The sequence below is a fragment of the Pseudomonas sp. MPB03 genome (genome assembly GCF_046605385.1).
In the GTDB taxonomy this organism is placed as follows: Bacteria; Pseudomonadota; Gammaproteobacteria; order Pseudomonadales; family Pseudomonadaceae; genus Aquipseudomonas; species Aquipseudomonas zanjanensis.
This window is the reverse complement of sequence record NZ_CP176770.1, coordinates 4,806,198-4,825,203: the sequence shown is the minus strand read 5'-3', so window position 1 is coordinate 4,825,203 and position 19,006 is coordinate 4,806,198. Positions and strand designations below refer to the sequence as shown.

The following is a 19,006-nucleotide window of genomic DNA, read 5'->3' as shown; positions in this document are numbered from 1 at the left end:
TTGGAAAATGGCAGTGGCAGGCAGCGTTCAGCTTAACGCGCCCTGTTGCTTGAGAGTCAGTGAAATCTGCGGAGTTCGGCGGTAAAAGAAAACCCGCCGTAGGGCGGGTTTTCCATTCACGCGGCTTGCAACTGCCGGTCCATGGTCGCGATGCATTCGCGCATCTGCTCGCGGCATTCGGCGATGAGCCGGGGCATGTCATCCATGCTCAGTCCGGCCGTAGGAATTGCCGGCAACGAGCGTATGAGAATGTCGCCACTGCGCCAGCGATTGAGGCGCATGTGCTTGATGTAGCTGCTGACGCACACCGGAATAATCGGGACCCCGGCGGCGATGGCCATCTGGAATGCGCCTTTCTTGAAGGGCAGCAGGTCCTCGCCCAGGTTGCGCGTGCCTTCCGGGAAGACCCAGATCGAGGTGTCCTCATGCTGCAACGTATGAGTGGTGGTCAGCATCGATTGTCGCGCCTTGATCGCGTTGCCGCGGTCGATCAACACATTGCCCGCCAGCCAGAACAACTGCCCGAACAGCGGCACCCATTTCAGGCTCTTCTTGCCAATGCACACGGTACGGCGCGGCACCACGTTGCCGAACATGAATAGGTCATAGTTGGATTGGTGATTGGCGATGATCACGCAGCCGTTGGGCTTATTCACCAGCGTGTCGACCTGCGTCCGGACCCGCAGGCGCAAAATGCACATGGCCGGCAACGCGTAGAGCCTGGCGCACAAACGACTGTTGTCCGGATTGAAGGGGCGGCACAGGCCCAGAATCACCCCAAGCACACCCGCCAGGACAAAGTGCAGGCCCATCAACAACATACGCAATACAAACAGCATCTACAGGGCCCCGTCGGGACAAAAGGTGGCGCAGTGTACGGACGTGCACTGTTTTCAGCAATTGCCCCTATAGAGGTAGAAAATGGACGATGTTTAAGCACATGTTTCTAAATAGTGCGCCAGAAGCGTCCTAGAGCGGTTGCGGATTTTTAAACGGCCCATGTAGGAAAAAGCCCAGCACCAAGGAAAGGCTCATCTGTGGCGAGGGAGCTTGCTCCCGCTGGGCTGCGCAGCAGCCCCAAAACCATTCAACACGGAGCATCAGAAAAACGGCTGGCAGTGTTTACGACTGCTGCGCAGCCGAGCGGGAGCAAGCTCCCTCGCCACAATGATGTTTGGGTGATTTGTGAGCGTCAGCCCATATGCTCCTGATCCAGCAGAATCGCACTGTCCAGCGTTTCCAGCAGCGCCTTGCGAACTTTCAGCTTGGTGTTCTTGTGGGCCGACATGTTGATTTTTTTCAGCAGACGCGCAGCTTCCAGGGCTGCGCCCTGCAGTTCTTCGGCCGACACCACCTTGTCGAGGAAACCGGCATCCACGGCGCCCTGGGGATTGAACATCTCGGCATTGATCACCGAGCGATGAAAGGCCGACTTGCGCAGGCGATCACGGGCCAGCTCAATACCGGCATGGTGCATGGTCATGCCAATCTGCACTTCGTTCAGGCCAATGCTGAACGGGCCTTCAACACCAATGCGGTAATCAGCCGACAGCAGCAGGAACGCGCCTTTGGCTACCGCATGCCCAGGGCAAGCGACAACGACAGGGAAGGGGTGCGACAGCAGGCGACGGGCCAGTGTCGAGCCAGCCGTGACCAGGCTCACCGCTTCCTTGGGACCGGCAGTCATCACCTTCAAATCGTAACCACCCGACAAAATCCCCGGCTGCCCGGTAATGATCACCACCGCCCGATCCGCCGTCGCCTGGTCCAGCGCTGCGTTGAACGCGGCAATCACATCCGGCGAGATGGCATTGACCTTGCCGTTGTTCAAGGTCAGGGTCGCGATACCGTCTTCGAGATGGTAGGCAATCAAGTCGCTCATGACGCTATTCCTTGTAAGAGAAGTGTCGCAGACGTTACCCACCGCCGCAGGCCAGGTAAAGCGCCGTGACTGACTCACCGGTCAGCCCCAAGCTCGACAAACAGCCTGGCCCGCCCATCCCGCCACGCCTTCCTCTATAGGGCAGTACCCATTCAACCCCGAAGATTGGCCGGTTTGCCCTGTCCAGGCGCGTTTGAATGCCCGACGAAGCTTAACCGCATGAAAATTCTGAAAAAAACCTTTGCCATCGGAAAAGCTTTCGACTACATTAGCGCGCCTCGACAGACTGAACAGTTTGGCGAGATACGGTGAAGTGTCCGAGTGGCTTAAGGAGCACGCCTGGAAAGTGTGTATACAGGAAACTGTATCGAGAGTTCGAATCTCTCCTTCACCGCCACATTCTACAAACACAAACCCCTGATTTTCCTAGAGAAAGTCGGGGGTTTGTGGTTTTTGGTGTCCAAGAAACGCTGCCATGGGACCACGGTGGGACTGGATCTATGGAAACTGGTACGCGGTGGACGAACCTGGTTGCGCCGTCGATCTGCAATGGATCTCGGAACTGGGCGAGTCGACGGTTTCAGGAGCCCATCAAAAGGCTATCGGAGTGGCAACATCAACGTAATAGGCGAAAGCTCAGGACACGGAATAAATCCTGCGTGTTTGGCATAAAAGTCTGACAGCCGCTGGTTAAGCGGGTGAACAATCATTGCAGTAGAACCGATGGTTTCAGACGCGATAATTGCTCGTTCAACCGCATCCTGAAGCAAGCCGATAGCGAAGCCCTGGCCCTGTGCTGTTTCAGTGATGCCCATGCGTCCCAACAAGGTCACTGGGTGCACACTCGGAGAATTGCGCTGACGGCTTTTCCGAACGACATTCTCTCGAGCGATCGATCCACTCGACAGGGTGTAATAACCCATGACGACCGATGTGTCCTTGCGACAGACAACGTACACAACGGCTTGCTTGGCGGCTTGAGCTTTACGTGCTGTTTTTTGAAGATAATCGTTGATCGACGCCACGCCTGAATCGAATTCGTCCAGGATGTGTTCGTCGTTCAGCTTTTCTGGAGCCCTCAACTCCACGGTTTGGGCCTTTCGAGAAGTTGAAGTAGGCATTTATTATCTCGGATCGGATTGGCTTCCATGGCCTGTTCAAATGCGTCAAATGCAACGTCGTCGAGAAGGAACAACCGCTTGGCAAGGATGACTTCCTCTGCTTTCTGACAAGCAGCTTCCAAGATAAAGCTGGTTCGATCACGACCGGACATGGCAGCTGCCAGATCGATCAGGTTCCGTTTTTTTTCATCCGCCCTCATGTTGATGGGAACGGGCTTGGATTTTTCGATGCTTACGGTCATGTTGATTCCCGCCTTGGAGATGCCTCAGTGCTTCGCTTATGTGATCAGTCGTTGGAAAGATCTATCGATTGAGATTCGATGCCGTTGAGTCGGCTTCGTGATTAACGCTATATCAATGTGTAGCTGTTGTATATACGAGTGTATCGATTGGCTATACGGTCGCGTCCCCATCGACCCCTAGCCCCATCGCCAAATTCGGTACACACAAGCCCCTGGTTTTCCAAGAAAACCAGGGGCTTGTGGTTTCTGCCGTCTTAAAAAAATGACGATGGGGGCAATGGCCCAGGTGATACGCCGTCAGCGCAAAGGTGCAAACTTCCTAACCTTGACTCCGCCACCCAAACCACTATCCCCGCCTGTAGCCGTGCTACAAAAAGGCCTGTTCAGCGCGTGGAAAACACCGATGTCACCGCTCTCCAACGGCAAGCCCTCCAATCGCTTCGGCCTGTTTTGCGTAGCCAGTTTTCTACTGTCCATTTCTTATGGCGCCACTTTCCTGGTCTCGCTGCTGGTGTCCTCCCTGGGGGGAACTGAGCGCGATGCGGGGCAAGTCTTTGCCGTTGCCATGACGAGTACCCTGGTCGCGGTGGTCGCCTCGGGGCATTTGATGCAGCGCATAGGTGCAGCACTGTGCATGGCCCTTGGCGCTGTATTTCTGGTCATTGCGTCCATGGGGTTTGCGCTGATATCGGGCCTTGGCATCGGTTTGTTGGCCTGCGGTTTGATGCTGGGGATCGGGTGGGGGCTGTTTTACACGGTTGGGCCCATTATGGTCGCAGCGATGGTCGAGCCAGCCAGGCGGACTCATTGCTTCGCGCTTTTGTCGGGCAGCATGTTGACGGGGATCGGTAGCGGCCCTCTTTCAGGCAAGCTGGCCAGTTCCGTCGGGCTACCCATCCAGACGGCTTTCTTCTCTGCCGCCGCCGCGGCATTGCTGGGTGGGGTGTATTTTTGGTGGCTGAGAACGGGATTTTCCGAAGTGGAGCGTCGGTCTGGCGATAAGGCGCGGATGGGGCTGAGATCGGCGACGGATGTGCTGCGCTCACGTTCAGCGTTGTCCATTTTGATGGTGGGGCTGGGGGGCGCGATCTTCGGCGGCCTGGGCAGTTTCCAGACCAGTTATGCCGCCAGTCAGGGGTTTGACTACTCCCTGTTTTTCGTCGGTTTCATGGGGGCGGCTATCGCTTGTCGGTTGTTGATTGCCGGGTGGGTGGTCCGCCGTGATCCCTTTGCGACTTCTTGCCTGTTGACCACGCTGATGTTGGTCGCCGTGACGGGGTTCGGTGTGTGGGTTCATGACAGTCTTAGTTACGGGTTGACGGCGGCCTTGCTTGGGGTCGGTTATGGTCTCAACTATTCGGTCATTAATGGCTTGGCTGCCAACGAGGCGCCACCTGGACTGACCGCCCAGGCACTGCTGCTTTTCAGCCTGTCCTACTTCATTGGCGTATTCGGGTTTCCCTTTATCGCCGGCAAGCTCATCAGCAGCACGGGCGTGAATGGGATGCTGCTTAGTGTCGGATTGATCGCTATGTTGGCCTGGGCCTTGAGTGTCGGTCGCTGGCTGGCCGGGCGATTCTGGAAACCAGCCTCTCTCATGGAATGAAACATTTTCTTCTAGGGTGCAATGGTTTTCCGGTGACGGAGAAGTCTGAGCATAAGGGCATGAAGGTAGTTAAGGCTGAAGGCACAAAGGCGCGGCAAATTGCTTGATGAACGGCTGCTCATGAAATCTATCCACTGAACAGCATCGGGCAACCTCACAGCAGTATCGGGCAAAGGTTTCTGAGCACACGCCGTTAAGGTTCTCCTGGAGGAGCGTCTTATCAACTGCATTGCTGTGAGAGAACATCATGACCCTATGGATGAATTTGGCTTTGCGTGTCCAGGCTCTTGCACTGTCTTTAGTGTTTTTCACGAGTAACGCCTGGGCTTCGGAACCTATTCAAAACGCCAATACGGATCTGGTCCGTCAGGCCTTCGCGAATTGGCAACAAGGCAAAGGCACGGTATTCGATCTGCTGGCGCCCAATGCGAAATGGACCGTGGCCGGGACGAGCCCTGTTTCCGGTGTCTATAACAACAAGGCTGAGCTGGCCCACGTCGTGCGGTCGATTACCGCTCGGCTGGCAACACCGATTGTCCCCACGGTGCAGCACATCGTTGCTCAGGATGATGTCGTGATTGTGATGTGGGACGGCACAGCCACGGCGCTTGATCACAAGCCCTACAACAACACCTACCTGTGGCACATGACTTTCAAGAATGGTCAGATCATTGAAGTCACAGCCTTTCTGGACACCTACGTGCTGGACGACCTTATCCGGCGTGTAAAACCTGAACAGTAGCGGTTCGGCCGAAACAATTGCGTTGGGCTATATTGTTGGCTGTGAAACAGTTCGCTTTTCCGTCGCGTGCTTTTCAAAAGGTTCACTCGACTCAGAACAAAAACCGGAAAGGCATGGTCTTTGTCAGTACCCCAAGTTCGTCTCTTCCTGAGGTCACGCAATGAGTCTGATCGATTGTCCTGAATGCGCATCCCGAATTTCCGACAAGGCCTACGCCTGTCCACATTGCGGCAATCCGTTCCGGGAGCCGAGTTTCCGTCTGACCGAGAAGAACGTGGGGCAGATTGCCGGGGTGACCGGCGTCTGGCTCACCGCGCCGTGGGTCGCGCGGATGGTCTTTGGCGTGGTGGCCGTGATTGCGGTAGCGGCGGTGTTGATTCTGCGGTGACTGTGTCGATTGGCTAGCTAGCCGGACCCGTCGTGCAAGCGCTCTGCCGGACATAATAATTGTCGAACTCGCTGCTTTCGACGAATTGGAAACCATGGCGGATGTAAAAGCGATTCGAGGTGCTTTCCTTAAGGGCACCCACCCTGAGCGGGAGCGCGGCTGCATCCGCTTCGTTGAAAATATGATCGAGAACAGCCGCGCCTATTCCTGATCCTTGCGCGCAGGGCCTTATATACAAGTGGTCAAGCAAGAGTTCATGGCTGAAAGGCTTGACCACAACGAACCCGGCCCTCTTTCCCGACACCTCGATGTGGCGCGTATAGCAGGGTTGGAAACCACCAAGAAACCGCTCGCGCGCCCGCACCGGATCAAATCGCCCCACACGCTCCAGGCTTTCGCGCATGGCCTCGATTCGGATGCCTGCCAGATCTTCCGAGTCGCTTTGTTGAGCGGGGACGAGAATGACGGGAGGGTTTTGCTTGGGGGAGAGGGGCATTCTTCACGCGCTGCTTTTCATCCGGGAAGCCAGTATAGATAACCAACCGAAGAAATCAGGTGATCCAGAATGCAAACCGACTCGCCGTTATGGCGAGAAAAAGTTCGCGCTCACAGGCCATATGGATGACTTAAGCGAAGCGATGAACCCGTGACGAGGGAGCTTGCTCCCGCTTGAGTGCGAAGCGCTCACAAAAGAGGGCCGCTGCGCGACCCAGCGGGAGCAAGCTCCCTCGCCACGGGTTTTCCAGAGCCGACAGATTCATCACGTATTCAACGGCAACTGCGGACTGTCCGGATTCAACTGCTGACGCCTGAACTGCCCCGGCGGCTGTCCATGTATCTGGCGAAAACGCCTGGAAAAATAGGCTTCGTCGGCAAACCCGCACAACCTCGCCACTTCGCCCACTGGCCGTGTGCCATTGAGCAAGTAATTGCGTGCCGCATGCATTCGACGTTCGAGCACCAGCTCGGTAAAGGTCTTGCCGATTTCCTTGCGCAGCCAGTGGGTCAGGTACGTCGGCGACAAGTAAGTCGCCGCAGCCACTTTGATCAGGTTGAGGTCCGGGTCGGCGATGTTCTTGCGCAGGTATTCGGACATCCGGCCCAGCGCATCGCGTCGGCTGACTTCGGCGGCATTTTCTTCGGCCAAGCGCTTGAGTGGCTCCGCGTACAAGGCGCAGACGCTGCCGATCAGTTGCAGCAACAAGCCCTTGAGCATCTCGCGGGTGCCGAACTGGCGGTTCTGGTCCAGGGCGCGCATCTGCTCGATCAAGGCGCAGGCCTTGGTGAAATCCTCGCCCCCCAGGATGAAGTCCAGGTGTTCCTGGAAACGGAACGGCGACAGTTCCGGCGCCAGCAGAATCGAGACTTCTTCCAGGTCCATCGGGTCGCACTGCAGATGCGGCAGCAGGAACGTCTGGGAAAAATTGATCACCATGAAGTTGCTCTCGACCGGGTGCGGAATCACGTGCACGCGGTGGGGCAGGATGAAGGCCAGGGTGTTGCGTGGAAACGGACGCTCGACGTTGCCAATGTGCTGCACGGTGTCGCCGCCGAGGTTGATCTGGATCTGGAAGTACTCGTGGCGATGCGGGCTGGTTTCCGCGCGTCGGCCCTTTTTGTCGCGGATGTAGAAGTCGGTCAATTCGCTGCGTTGCTGCATGACGTAGGTGGGGACTCGGCTCGGTGATGACATCTCCTGGGAATCCTTTGCGGTGCATGGCGGTGATGAAGATTGTGACGGTGCATCTGGATAATGTTCAAGAGGTCATACGATGACGATGCTGGCGTTGTGAGTTTTCTATCGCTCGAAAATGAAGGGCGCTTGTCCAAAAACAATAAATTCGCATGATTAAATTTATCTTTTAAAAACAAATGGTTAATAAAAGTATGAAAAAAATCGCCGATCTGATTTTTTTGGACAGGTTCCTTTGGCGCGCTTTTAAACGGAAAAAAAGATCTAACACCTCAGTTGATTTCGAATGGTTGTACGACCACTGTTGGAGCCACGCAACCCGACCTCCCATCCAAAAACAATCAAAGGTGCGCACATCATGAACCTGTTCCTGTTTCACGCTGACCCGCCCGACTGCTTCTGCGACAAATCCTGTTGCAAGGCCTCTTTGAACACCTGACACCGGCTGTTCACGCCTCTCATTCCTGTAGCGATTGTTCTGCCCCGGCATCGAGGGCATTGATTTCGGCTGCTCGTAAATATTTCGACGCTTCTAACAATAACGAGGTCCACCATGTCGAACTCCCACACCACCCAAATCGCCAGCGCCCGGGACGCCGTGGTGCCTGAGCGCCTGCCGTCGCGGCGGCGTTGGTTCATGCTGTCGTTGCTGCTGATTGCGACGATCATCAACTACATCGACCGGGTGAATATTTCGATTGCCGCGCCGTTCCTCGCCAAGGACCTGGGCTTGGACAAGATCGAAATGGGCCTGATTTTTTCTGCGTTTGCCTGGACCTACGCCATTGCGCTGGTGCCGGCCGGCTTCATCGCCGATCGTTTCGGTTCCCGGTTCACCTACGGGGTGTCGCTGATCAGTTGGTCGACCGTCACCGTGTGCCAGGGCTTTGCCACGGGCTTCGCTTCATTGTTCGGTCTGCGCTTGGCCGTCGGTGCGATGGAAGCGCCGGCGTTCCCGGCCAATAGCCGGGCGGTCACGGTGTGGTTCCCAGCGCGTGAACGGGGCCTGGCCAGCAGCATCTACGTCTGCGGCCAGTACCTCGGCACGGCGCTGTTTACCGGCGCGCTGCTGTGGTTGGCGACCACTTATGACTGGCGCCATGTGTTCTACAGCACCGGTGCGCTTGGTATCGTTTTCGGTGTGGCCTGGCTGTTCCTGTACCGCGATCCAATGAACTGCAAGAAAGTCAGCCAGGAAGAACTCAAGTACATCGAGGCAGGGGGTGGGCTGGTCAAGAGCAGCAAGGAGCGTACCCGGTTCAACTGGCGACAGATCGCCGAGCTGTTCAGCTATCGGCAGGTCTGGGCGATTTGTATCGGTAAATTTGCCAGCACCTCGGCGCTGTACTTCTTTCTCACCTGGTTCCCCACGTACCTGATCGAAGAGCGTCAACTGACCATGATCAAGGCCGGGATCTTCGCTGTGCTGCCGTTCGTGGGCGCGACGGTGGGCATCCTGCTCGCCGGGATCGTCTCCGACCTGCTGATCCGTCGCGGCTATTCGCTGTCTTTTGCCCGCAAGTTACCGTTGGTGGTCGGGTCGATGCTGGGCATGTCCATCGTGCTGGTGAATTTCACGGATTCGAACGTGATCTGCATCGCCGTGCTGACGATTGCCTTCTTCGCCCAGGGCATCGCTTCGTCCTCGTGGGCGGCGGTGTCGGAAGTGGCGCCCAAGGAACTGATCGGACTGACCGGCGGGATCACCAGCCTGGCGGCTAACATCGGCGGTATCGTCACTCCCATCGTGGTCGGCGCGATCGTCCACAAGACCGGCTCATTCGCCTTGGCCTTCTGGTTCATCGGCGGCGTGGCGCTGATCGGCACCTTGTCCTATTCGTTGCTGCTTGGCCGTTTGTATCGCATTGAACTCAAGGCGCGCTGAGCCCGGAAAAAAGCTTTTTTTCTCCAACACGAGGCGGCATTCCTCCAACTTAGCCAGGGATTGCCGCCGTACGCTGACCCTTCCAACAGGACTTTTATCAGGATGAACATGCCCGAGTATGTCTTTACCCCGGACTTGCCAGTGACCCTGCCGGTTGTTGGCTTCCCGCAGCGTTTTCCCGTTGGCCGGGTCTTTTGCGTTGGTCGCAACTACCCTTGGCCCGATACCCACGGTGAATCCCGCGTGCCACCGGTGTTTTTCATGAAACCAGCCAGTTGTGTGGTGGACGCGGTCGGTGGCGTGACGTTTCCACCGATGACCGAGGAGTTCGCACACGAAATCGAATTGGTTGTGGCCATCGGCGAGGGCGGCGCGAATATTCCTGAGAGCCAGGCGCTGGCCTATGTGTGGGGCTACGCGGCGGGTTTGGATCTGACTCGACGTGATGTCCAGCGCCTGGCCAAGCGCAACGGCCTGCCGTGGGAGGGCGCCAAGGTGTTCGATGGTGCCGCGCCGATGACGGCCATCGTGCCGGTCTCGCGGGCGGGGCACCCCGAAGGCGAGCTGTGGTTGAACGTGAACGGCCAGGAGCGCCAGCGCGACAGCCTCGACAGCCAGATCTGGTCGGTCAGTGAAGTGATCGCCCGCATCTCCCAAACGGTGACGCTGCGCGCCGGCGACTTGATCATGACCGGCAGTCCGGCAGGCGTGGATGTGTTGCAGCCGGGAGATGTCATCACGGCCGGCATCGATGGCATAGGCGAACTGGAAATGCGCGTTGGCCCGCGTTTGTCTGACTGATCTAGAAAAGGAGAACTTACGTGTCCAACACATTGAAAGTGGCTTTGGTGACGGGTGCCGGCAGTGGGATTGGCCGTGCGGTGGCCCTGGGATTGATGGAAGACGGCTACACGCTGGTGTTGGCCGGGCGCCGGCCCGAGCCCTTGCAGGCATTGGTCGAGTTGGCCGCCTGCGAGGGGCGCGAAGCCCTGGCGGTGCCCACTGATGTACGCGATCCGGCCAGTGTCGATGCGCTGTTTGCCGCCATCGCCGAGACCTACGGACGCCTGGACGTCGTGTTCAACAACGCCGGGGTCAATGCGCCCGCCGTGCCGCTGGATGAGCTGACGTTCGAACAGTGGCGAAACGTGATCGACACCAACCTCAACGGCGTTTTTCTGTGCGCCCGTGGTGCCTTCGGCCTGATGCGCCGGCAACAGCCCCAAGGTGGACGGATCATCAACAACGGTTCGATTTCGGCCCACACCCCGCGACCGTTCAGCAGCGCCTACACCGCCAGCAAACACGCGGTGCTGGGGTTGACCAAATCCCTGGCCTTGGACGGGCGCGACTACAACATTGCCTGCAGCCAGATCGACATCGGCAACGCCCTCACTGAAATGTCCGTGCGCATGACCCAGGGCGTGCGCCAGGCCAACGGCAGCATCGCGGTGGAGCCGATGGTGGACGTCAAGCACGTGGCCGACGCGGTGCGTTACATCGCCGGCCTGCCATTATCGGCCAACGTCTTGAACATGACCGTCATGGCCACGGCCATGCCGTTTGCCGGTCGCGGTTGAGCCAGCTTTTTTATTCGCCATACGAGGTGTACATGAAGCCAGAAGTCTTGCAACTCAGCCCGATCCTGATCCCTGAAATCAATACCCGGCTCAACGAACTGTTCACGGTGCGGCGCTATTTCGAACAGGCTGATAAACAAGCCTATCTACAAGAACACGGCGCCAACATTCGCGGTGTGATCACCGGTGGGCATACCGGCATCAGCCAGGCGCTCATGGCACAACTGCCCAAGCTGGAAGTGGTCGCTGTCAACGGCGTGGGCACCGATGCGGTGGACCTGGCCTATGCCCGGGATCGCGGAATCCGCGTGACGGCGACCGTTGGCGCGCTGACCGAAGATGTCGCCGACCTGGCGATCGGCCTATTGATAGCCGTGTGTCGCGGCTTATGCACCGGTGATCGCTACGTGCGCTCCGGCCAATGGCCCCAGAGCCCGACGCCGCTGTCTCCGCTGCCATTGGCCCGGCAGGTGTCCGGCATGCGCATCGGCATCGTCGGCATGGGCCGGGTCGGTCGCGCCGTGGCAACCCGCGCCGCCGCGTTCGGTTGTCCGATCAGCTACACCGACCTGCAACCGATGAGCGACGTAAACCACACCTTTGTCGCCGACCTCAAGCAACTGGCCCGCGACAGCGACGCCCTGATCCTCGCGGCGGCCGCCGACAAGGCTGAAGCCCTCGTCGATGCCGAGGTGCTGCAAGCGCTGGGCAAGGGCGGCTACTTGATCAACGTGGCCCGCGGCAAACTGGTAAACGAGCCCGACCTGGTGGCGGCGCTGGCCGACGGGGAAATCGCCGGTGCGGCGCTGGATGTGTTTGTCGATGAGCCCCATGTGCCCGAGGCGTTGTTTGGCAATGAACAGGTGGTGCTGCAACCCCACCGAGCGAGTGCGACGTTGCAGACCCGCACGCGGATGGGGGAGATGGTGGTGGCGAGTCTGGTGGATAGTTTTGCTGGGAAGGTGCCGCAGGGGTGTGTGACGGGGTGAGGCGCAAGCGTTGCGGCGTTGCGGAGCAAATCGATGAGTGTGCTGTGTTGAGCTAGGGGGAGGCGGCAGGTAGGTCTCAGGTATGCAATGGCTGTGCTTGCTCGATCAGCCAATAAGGCGGGAGCCGCCTCCATGCAAATCGTTTTGGCTGATGTGGCCGTCAGCGTATCCGAACTCAAAAAAATCCGTCATCCGTCCTGAACGCTGGCAACGGCGCGCCAGTGGCGGTGTTGAACCACAACCGCGTCATGGGCTATATGGTCCCGGCAAGTGTTTACGAGGCCATGGTTGAGCGCCTGGATGAACTGGAGCTGGCACAGGTGGTAAAGGCACGGATCGAGGCCAATGAGACGCCTGTCCGGGTGTCTCTTGACGAGCTCATTGGCGAAGCTGAGGCTGATATCGCCAACGAGCATTGATTACACCGCGAGGTAGTACCGATAGAACAAGGCCAGAAATGATGTCCACTTTAATTGATCTGACCCCGAAAGCCAGCGGCCTCTGCAAAGGTGGCCGCTCATATCGAAACTGTCCCTCTTCCTGTCAGTAAAACTTCCACCCATTACGTTTTGCACGAGGACTCCCTGACCGCATATTCAGTGGAAGAGGCCGGTGCCGTTGAATACAAAGTGGTGACTTCGAAGGGTCGCAGAAAGACAGCCAAAAGGCTGGACAAGGGGTAGGGCAATCATCTGTTGATCAAGGGGCAGCGTTGGTTGTCGATCCACGCGAGTTGAGGATGATCCGCACCCCCATGACCACCCCAACCAGCACAGCCACAAGACCTGACATCTCCAGGAGTGTCGGCAGCCGATGATGAAACCACAAGCCCAGTAGCGTTGCGAACAGCGACTCCAAGGCGATCAGTTGCCCGGAAAGCACCATGGGCAAACGCCGGGACGCGGCGTTCCAGGCCCAGGCCCCGACAACGGATGACATCAGCGCAATCACGAACTCCCAGAGATATAAAGGCCCTGCGACGGAAACAGCAAAACCCAGGCGCGGCAGTTTGAGCAGGTCGAGTGCTTGTACTGCCGGTAACAAACACAAAGTGCCGATGCCGGCGCCAGTCATCATCAGGCCAGTCCAGGCGCCGGACGCCTGGGGTGGCAGTGTTAGCAGGGCGCGCTGGTTCACCCAACTGAATGCGAGCCACAAGATCACGGCACCGATTGAAAACAACAAGCCCATCAGCCAGGAACCGTCGCTTGCAACGGGTTGATGGACCGCGCCGAGATTCGACAGCAGAAGCCCAACCGTCAAGAACATCAGTGGGATCGTCAGTTTGCGCCACTGGAGGATTTTGGTCGTGGCGTTGCCCAGCAATGCCAGCAAGACCGGCACCATGCCAATAAAGGCCGGTGTCAGCACCGGCCCGCCGAAGATGATGCCGGCGGCGATGCAGGCGCTATAGCCGAGGTAGCCAATCACGCCCAGGCCTGCGGCCAGAAGCACCTGATTGCGACGCAGCCGCCGAAGCTCGGCCCGATAGAGCAGCACGACAGCCAGGCCCAGGGCACCGGCGATCAGGAACCGTACGATCATCAAGTCATAGATCGTGTAGGCGCCGGTGACGTAGGGCGCAATGAAGTTCAACGCCCAGCTCAGCGTCGCGACCACCGCGAGGGCCAATCCGATGAAGAGGCTTGAGTGGGCCTGGATCATCAGGCGTGCGCCCCGGTACGTCGGCTATTGCAGCCAATCCCTGAACCCTCTATAAAATCTCGCGCTGACATCGCGTTCCTCTTGACCGTCGTTGGCCCTGGATATCTGACCCGCATGGAGCATCATCGTGAGCCAATCGCCACACCCCCTCATTTCCCAGACTGATATTTGCCCGGGCACTACCTACCGCGTCCTGCGACATGCCTTGAACTTCACCTTATTGACGCTGCTCACCGGCTGCGGAGCGCTGTCGGATGTCCGCTCTTTCTCCACCCCTTATTCAACGCCTGACGGTGGCGAGACCGCACGCTTGCGGGTGATCAGCGATGGCATGGTCAGGGCCGTACCCAAGTCCGATTGTGTGGATTTCCGCCTGCCGGGCGCGGGCGTCATGGTGGCGTTCCGGGATGGCTACGCCAATCGCAACGGCGAACGACTGGGCATGCCAGACGACGACAAACATTCATCTTCCACGGTAATGACGGAGCTGCTGGTGCCTGCCGGACAGCCCATCGCTTTTCATTACATCGGTGCTCAATGCTACAACATGTTCCGCTTTGTCCCTAAAGCAGGGGCGGATTACCAACTGGAGGCCGCGGGGCGCTTCAAGTGCACGGTCACCCTCAAGCAACTGTCCGTGAAAACGACCGAGCTTCCCCCTTTATCCTTGGAGGACAGCAAGCTGTGCAGGATCATGGATAACTTGTAGCGTGAAAACTTTTCAAGGACGCCATAACGTTTGAAAAGGAATCTTCATCATGGACCCCATCCCCACCTTCCAAACCCGCCGCCTAATCCTCACGCCCCTTGAACTGGCGGATGCACCGGCGATTCAACGATTATTCCCACACTGGGAAGTGGTTCGTTACCTGGACAGCCGCGTGCCCTGGCCGTACCCGGATGACGGCGCGCTGACCTACGTGCGCGACCATGCGCTCCCCGCTGTCGCCGCCGGGCGCGAGTGGCACTGGATGATCGGTATTGCCGAGGACTCGGCACAGAGCATCGGCAGCATCAGCCTCTACGATCAGCCAGGCAACAACCGCGGTTTCTGGCTGGCACCGCAGTGGCAGGGGAAAGGCTATATGCGCGAGGCGTGCGAGGCGATCAATGCCTATTGGTTTGAAACCCTGGAACGCCCCGTCATGCAGGTGCCCAAGGCCGTGGGCAACCTGGCTTCGCGCAGGGTGTCGGAGCGCGAAGGCATGCGCATGATCGGGACGCAGCAGGGGGAATTTGTCTGTGGGCCGTTGCTTAAAGACGTCTGGGAAATGACGCGTGAGGCGTGGCTTAAAGCGAAAGCTACATCGAGCACCTGATTCCCACGCCGGCCAGAGCCACCCATCGAGACAGTTACTGACTCGCCAACGGACGCCACGGGGTGGTCTGCAGATAAGGCCACTGTTTAAACAGTAGACCCCGCGTTGTTTCCACGCCCTGCAAGGTTTCGGTGCAATTGACCATCGCGGTAAAGCTGCGCTCGGTCAGCATGAAACTCTCCGACCCCAGCGCCTGGCACTGTTCGCTGGTACCGATTGGCTGGCAGAACATCGGTTGCATTTTTACGTCGTAGCCTTGGGACCGAGTGAATGCCTGGAACTCCGGCATGGCGAGGCGAGCCGGTGTGCCGCTCAGTGCCGGGCCTTGCCAGACGGCGGTGATGAGGCCCCTTGATGGATAGTCGCTCAGCCCCTGGACTTGCCTGGCCTCGAACAGGGCAAAACAGAACGAAGTATTGGCCGCGCTATTGCTTGCTGGCGATGTCACGGGAGCGGCCAGGGGGCGCGTCGGCGCGGCGGCTGCCGCAGGTGCAAGCGCTACCAAGGGTGCCAAGCCCGATGAGTCGCCCATTTCCACCAACGCGTCGATGGGGGCCCGGTTGCGCCACACCTTCAACGGCGCCGCGAAGCCAGGTCGAATACGACTGGCGACAGCGGTCAGCTCGGCCGGGCTGTTGACCGGGGTCCCGGCAATTTGCAATACGATATCGCCGGCCAACATGCCCGCTTTTTCCGCGCCACTTCCTGGCACTGGCCTCACGACCAATACGCCGCTGGTAGCGGCTAAGCCAAATTGCTGAGCCACCGCCGGTGTAACGCTGGTGATGTGCAGGCCCAAGCCCCCAGACTGATTAGGTTCCGATGCGGGCATTGCCGCGGACATCCCGGGCGTCGGTGACACCGCAGCGGCAACTGGTGCTGGAGCGCTACCGGCTGAACAATCGCGTTGTCTGGCGACTTGTTGGATCACCAGGTTAACGGGATCGCCCGCCATGCTCGGATGCTTTTCCCAGCCCTGTTTGGTCGCCAGGAACGTTTCACAATCCATGGCGTAGTAGGTCGCCGGATCCTTGACCTTGCGCAGGTATTCCGCCGTTTCGGCTCGCTCGGCGGAGCTGTACATCGGGTTGACGCAAGACGCCAGGAGAGGGGAGAGCACCAGTATTGCGGCAAGGCATTTTGTCGACATGGGCTTCTCTGAGGTCGTGGCGTTCAGGCAGGTCCAGGCAAGGTACTATTTGGCCATCATCCTGTCCAACCTCAACCAGGCACTTCGCTGCCGTGGTGATTGAGACGGGTGGCATCCGGGCAAATGTGCATTCGATATACAACTGAAAGGCACTTTGCCATGATGCGGCACGATCCACTCGAATCAATCACTGAGTAGCGAAATGTCCGCATCTGCCTTCAAATCAAGCGCCAGGCTTGTCGTTGCACTTTCGCTCACTGCCTTGGCTGGCTGTGCCTCTGATGGCGGTCTCGGTGAGGCGGCGGTAGTCGGTGCGATGCTGCTGCCCATGGGAGGCGTCGACACCAGCATGATGACCAGTGCAGCAGGCCTTGCGGCCGGTGCCTACGTGGTCTCATCGGTCGCCAGTGCGGACTCTGCCAGCGTCTCCCCCGCAACCTCCACCGTTGCCGCCCCCCAAGGCTTGCCACCCATTGACCTGCAGCAGTTGGTGACCCGGGAAACGCCTGACCGGTATCGCTCCAAATCTTGTGAATACATCGAAATGTCCCTCAGCGAAGTGCCGATGTACCAGGCGAGCGCTGAGCCCATCCTGAAGCAGGTCGCCACGGCTCGAAAAGAAGCGGCCAGCCAGGTCTGGCTTGAAAAAGGCTGCCAGCCGGCCAATTTACCTCGCGGCAGGATCGGCGCCAGTATCGAGACCATCGATCCGAAGCGGGCGATGGCGCTGTCAGCGCCTCCCGCCGGGGTTGTGGTACAGGCGACCGTTCCGGGCAGCGGTGCGCAACAGGCGGGGATCTTGCCTCAAGACGTGATCGTGGCCGTGGATAACGGGCTTATCGCCGATTCAATCGATTTCAGGGTGGCCGTTGCCAAAGCGCCAATCGGCTCGCGGGTGAACCTGAAGGTCTGGCGAAACAACGCGTTTAGCATCGTTCCGGTTCTGGTGGGGCCTGGTGGGACGCAAGTCGCGATGACGCCTACGGTGATGGCCAACGGTGCCACGGCTGTGGTCCCGGCTGCAGCCATGTATTGCACCGCCGTACTGTCCACTCAGCATACGTACGGCGCTGCGGTCAGCCCGGTCAAATTGATCGCCGGTGCCGCGAGCGACATGCAACCCTCGCTCAAAAGCTACATCGCCAAGGTGAAGCAGGAACAGCCCGGCGTTTGGGGTGATTTCAAACTCAACAGCGCCGTTTGCACACCGGGCGCCGTGGTGTGCATGGCCGAAGCCAAGGGGCCGACCGGCAAGACCCAGAACGCCTTCGAGTTCTGCCACGCGACGCAAGCCAAGGCGGATGCTGAACTGGCCCAGATGCGCCAGGGGGATCCGAAAGCGGTGCTTGTTGATTGGCCGTGAGCTGTGATTGTCCGTTGCGGTGCATGACTTGAGGAACTGGCTAATCATGAGTACCTGTCAGCGACGATTGGCGTCCAAACCCGTTGACGACGATGTACAACAGCGGACCGATTGATACGAAGATGGCCGTGATCAGGAAGTAAGGCAGCAGCGATGTGAGCGACCGGCCTTTCGAGCGTGCGTCCCGGTACATCCAGACGCACGCCATGCAAGCGAGCAGATAAAGGTCGATGACAACCTGCGCGGTGTCTGGGCACGACATGAGCCCGAGGCCGAACGCCAGGAGCGATTGCTCGGCGAGAAACAAAGTACTCGCTGTGTACACGGAAAAAAGCAGCAGTGTCACCAGTGCGATGTAAGGTTTCTTCAAGTTGCCTCCCCGGACAAGTTCGTTGATCAGGGAGGTAGGCTAGTGACTAGACCGTCACGGCTTCAATGACCTCTGAGGTCATCGACGCCATTCACCCGCAATGCCAGAGTCAACGGATGACCAGTCGACCTTTCTCTCGAACAACGCCGCCAACCTCGGCCGGTGCCCAACTGCGTCACTTGCGCCAACAGGCCGGACTCAGTCAGTTGGACTGCGCGCTGATAACAGGGCTATCTCAGCGTCACCTTAGTTGCATCGAAACGGGACGTGCGAAGCCAAGTCCCGGCACCCTGCACAACTTATTGACTGCCCTGGATGTGCCTTTGGAACGATGCAATGACATCTTCCTCGCCAGCGGCTACGCCCCTCGCTACGAAACGACGCCGCTCACATCATCGACAATGGAGGTGGTGCGTGCTGCCATTGATCACATCCTTCACGCCAATAACCCCGCCCCAGCAATTGTCTTGGATGCTCAATGGGACATCCTTGCCGCCAACGCCAGCGCGGGAGTCTTGTTCGATCTGGTGGGGCTTGCCAGAGAGGCGGCAGAGGGACTGAACCTGTTGGTGACACTGCTGCAACCCGGTGGCTTGGGTGATCATCTGAGTAACGCCGAGGAAATAAGATTAGTGGCTTGGCAACGCGCATCCAGGGAAGCCTTGAGTCATCCGGCGCTGGCTGAGATCCTGAAGAGCCTGCCGGCCCCACACAGCGCTGCGCTGGCTAACGAACTGCCTCCGCTGCTGCTGACGCGAGTCGACTCTTCCCAGGGTGAGCTTAAGTTCATGTCGACATTCACCACCTTCGGTATGCCCCTCGACATCACGATGAGCTCATTGCGTATCGAGCATCTGATTCCTGCCGACACTGGAACCTGGGAGGTCATGACGACGGCATATAAGAAGACGCAACACTCACACTGATCACGGATGAATACATGCAACCGTCACTCAATCGAATCATGTTGTATGTCCGGAACGCTCAGGCAACCTGCAATTTTTATTACGG

Annotated in this window: 20 protein-coding genes, 1 tRNA gene and 1 pseudogene; 13 read left to right on the top strand and 9 right to left on the bottom strand. The window is 58.5% G+C overall.

The window, feature by feature from the left end:
- Positions 1–116 precede the first annotated feature (116 nt).
- A complete protein-coding gene (locus ACLH0I_RS20705; protein WP_186707232.1) occupies positions 117–839 on the bottom strand; it encodes a 1-acylglycerol-3-phosphate O-acyltransferase in 723 nt (240 codons plus the stop codon).
- A 353-nt stretch (positions 840–1,192) separates the two neighbouring features.
- Positions 1,193–1,882 (bottom strand): crotonase/enoyl-CoA hydratase family protein, encoded by a 690-nt coding sequence (locus ACLH0I_RS20700; protein WP_411385268.1) that lies wholly within the window; start codon positions 1,880–1,882, stop codon positions 1,193–1,195.
- A gap of 307 nt (positions 1,883–2,189) precedes the next feature.
- Between ACLH0I_RS20700 and ACLH0I_RS20695 the strand changes: the two genes are divergently transcribed.
- A tRNA-Ser gene (locus ACLH0I_RS20695) sits at positions 2,190–2,279 on the top strand.
- Between the two features lie 202 nt (positions 2,280–2,481).
- Here the strand turns inward: ACLH0I_RS20695 and ACLH0I_RS20690 are convergent.
- Positions 2,482–3,003 carry a hypothetical protein gene (locus tag ACLH0I_RS20690; RefSeq protein ID WP_250962582.1) on the bottom strand — a complete coding sequence of 174 codons (522 nt, stop codon included), beginning with the start codon at positions 3,001–3,003 and terminating at the stop codon, positions 2,482–2,484.
- A complete protein-coding gene (locus ACLH0I_RS20685; RefSeq protein WP_250962583.1) occupies positions 2,961–3,245 on the bottom strand; it encodes a DUF1778 domain-containing protein in 285 nt (94 codons plus the stop codon). Before ACLH0I_RS20685 ends, ACLH0I_RS20690 begins: the two co-directional genes overlap by 43 nt.
- A gap of 403 nt (positions 3,246–3,648) precedes the next feature.
- Here ACLH0I_RS20685 and ACLH0I_RS20680 point away from each other — a divergent pair, with 403 nt between their 5' ends.
- The 3 genes from ACLH0I_RS20680 to ACLH0I_RS20670 all read left to right on the top strand — a co-directional run bounded on the left by ACLH0I_RS20680 (position 3,649) and on the right by ACLH0I_RS20670 (position 5,981).
- Complete coding sequence (locus tag ACLH0I_RS20680) at positions 3,649–4,851, top strand: MFS transporter (RefSeq protein ID WP_411385267.1); 1,203 nt, start codon at positions 3,649–3,651, stop codon at positions 4,849–4,851.
- Between the two features lie 259 nt (positions 4,852–5,110).
- Positions 5,111–5,593: a nuclear transport factor 2 family protein gene (locus ACLH0I_RS20675; RefSeq protein WP_411387539.1), complete on the top strand. Its 483-nt coding sequence runs from the start codon at positions 5,111–5,113 to the stop codon at positions 5,591–5,593.
- Between the two features lie 160 nt (positions 5,594–5,753).
- Positions 5,754–5,981, top strand: coding sequence for a zinc ribbon domain-containing protein (locus tag ACLH0I_RS20670; protein WP_186707235.1), 228 nt, complete (start codon positions 5,754–5,756; stop codon positions 5,979–5,981).
- A gap of 13 nt (positions 5,982–5,994) precedes the next feature.
- On the opposite strand, the gene ACLH0I_RS20665 is transcribed toward ACLH0I_RS20670, so the two are convergent.
- Together ACLH0I_RS20665 and ACLH0I_RS20660 are read right to left on the bottom strand one after the other, a co-directional pair.
- Positions 5,995–6,477 (bottom strand): GNAT family N-acetyltransferase, encoded by a 483-nt coding sequence (locus ACLH0I_RS20665; RefSeq protein ID WP_411385266.1) that lies wholly within the window; start codon positions 6,475–6,477, stop codon positions 5,995–5,997.
- A gap of 264 nt (positions 6,478–6,741) precedes the next feature.
- Complete coding sequence (locus ACLH0I_RS20660; protein WP_250962586.1) at positions 6,742–7,674, bottom strand: helix-turn-helix transcriptional regulator; 933 nt, start codon at positions 7,672–7,674, stop codon at positions 6,742–6,744.
- A 553-nt stretch (positions 7,675–8,227) separates the two neighbouring features.
- On the opposite strand from ACLH0I_RS20660, the gene ACLH0I_RS20655 reads away from it, so the two are divergent.
- The 5 genes and pseudogenes from ACLH0I_RS20655 (at position 8,228) to ACLH0I_RS20635 (ending at position 12,547) form a co-directional block, all read left to right on the top strand.
- The gene (locus tag ACLH0I_RS20655) at positions 8,228–9,559 is read left to right on the top strand and encodes an MFS transporter (RefSeq protein ID WP_411385265.1); all 1,332 of its coding nucleotides are present in this window, start codon (positions 8,228–8,230) and stop codon (positions 9,557–9,559) included.
- A gap of 102 nt (positions 9,560–9,661) precedes the next feature.
- Positions 9,662–10,360 carry a fumarylacetoacetate hydrolase family protein gene (locus ACLH0I_RS20650; RefSeq protein ID WP_250962588.1) on the top strand — a complete coding sequence of 233 codons (699 nt, stop codon included), beginning with the start codon at positions 9,662–9,664 and terminating at the stop codon, positions 10,358–10,360.
- A 20-nt stretch (positions 10,361–10,380) separates the two neighbouring features.
- The gene (locus tag ACLH0I_RS20645; protein WP_411385264.1) at positions 10,381–11,139 is read left to right on the top strand and encodes an SDR family oxidoreductase; all 759 of its coding nucleotides are present in this window, start codon (positions 10,381–10,383) and stop codon (positions 11,137–11,139) included.
- Positions 11,140–11,171: 32 nt separating this feature from the next.
- Positions 11,172–12,128 carry a 2-hydroxyacid dehydrogenase gene (locus tag ACLH0I_RS20640; protein ID WP_411385263.1) on the top strand — a complete coding sequence of 319 codons (957 nt, stop codon included), beginning with the start codon at positions 11,172–11,174 and terminating at the stop codon, positions 12,126–12,128.
- Between the two features lie 132 nt (positions 12,129–12,260).
- Positions 12,261–12,547: pseudogene (locus ACLH0I_RS20635) on the top strand (type II toxin-antitoxin system Phd/YefM family antitoxin).
- 280 nt (positions 12,548–12,827) lie between these two features.
- Here the strand turns inward: ACLH0I_RS20635 and ACLH0I_RS20630 are convergent.
- Positions 12,828–13,793, bottom strand: a complete 966-nt coding sequence (locus ACLH0I_RS20630) for a DMT family transporter (RefSeq protein WP_411385262.1) — start codon at positions 13,791–13,793, stop codon at positions 12,828–12,830.
- Positions 13,794–13,920: 127 nt separating this feature from the next.
- Here ACLH0I_RS20630 and ACLH0I_RS20625 point away from each other — a divergent pair, with 127 nt between their 5' ends.
- Both ACLH0I_RS20625 and ACLH0I_RS20620 read left to right on the top strand, forming a co-directional pair.
- Positions 13,921–14,502: a hypothetical protein gene (locus ACLH0I_RS20625; protein WP_411385261.1), complete on the top strand. Its 582-nt coding sequence runs from the start codon at positions 13,921–13,923 to the stop codon at positions 14,500–14,502.
- A gap of 49 nt (positions 14,503–14,551) precedes the next feature.
- Positions 14,552–15,112 carry a GNAT family N-acetyltransferase gene (locus tag ACLH0I_RS20620; RefSeq protein ID WP_411385260.1) on the top strand — a complete coding sequence of 187 codons (561 nt, stop codon included), beginning with the start codon at positions 14,552–14,554 and terminating at the stop codon, positions 15,110–15,112.
- Positions 15,113–15,146: 34 nt separating this feature from the next.
- Here ACLH0I_RS20620 and ACLH0I_RS20615 read toward each other — a convergent pair whose 3' ends face one another.
- Entirely contained in the window at positions 15,147–16,196 is a 1,050-nt protein-coding gene (locus ACLH0I_RS20615) for a S1C family serine protease (protein WP_411385259.1), read from the bottom strand.
- Positions 16,197–16,578: 382 nt separating this feature from the next.
- On the opposite strand from ACLH0I_RS20615, the gene ACLH0I_RS20610 reads away from it, so the two are divergent.
- Complete coding sequence (locus ACLH0I_RS20610) at positions 16,579–17,625, top strand: PDZ domain-containing protein (RefSeq protein ID WP_411385258.1); 1,047 nt, start codon at positions 16,579–16,581, stop codon at positions 17,623–17,625.
- 40 nt (positions 17,626–17,665) lie between these two features.
- Here the strand turns inward: ACLH0I_RS20610 and ACLH0I_RS20605 are convergent, their stop codons facing one another.
- Positions 17,666–17,995: a DUF2834 domain-containing protein gene (locus tag ACLH0I_RS20605; protein ID WP_411385257.1), complete on the bottom strand. Its 330-nt coding sequence runs from the start codon at positions 17,993–17,995 to the stop codon at positions 17,666–17,668.
- A gap of 116 nt (positions 17,996–18,111) precedes the next feature.
- Here ACLH0I_RS20605 and ACLH0I_RS20600 point away from each other — a divergent pair, with 116 nt between their 5' ends.
- Positions 18,112–18,921 carry a helix-turn-helix domain-containing protein gene (locus ACLH0I_RS20600; protein WP_411385256.1) on the top strand — a complete coding sequence of 270 codons (810 nt, stop codon included), beginning with the start codon at positions 18,112–18,114 and terminating at the stop codon, positions 18,919–18,921.
- Positions 18,922–19,006 lie beyond the last annotated feature (85 nt).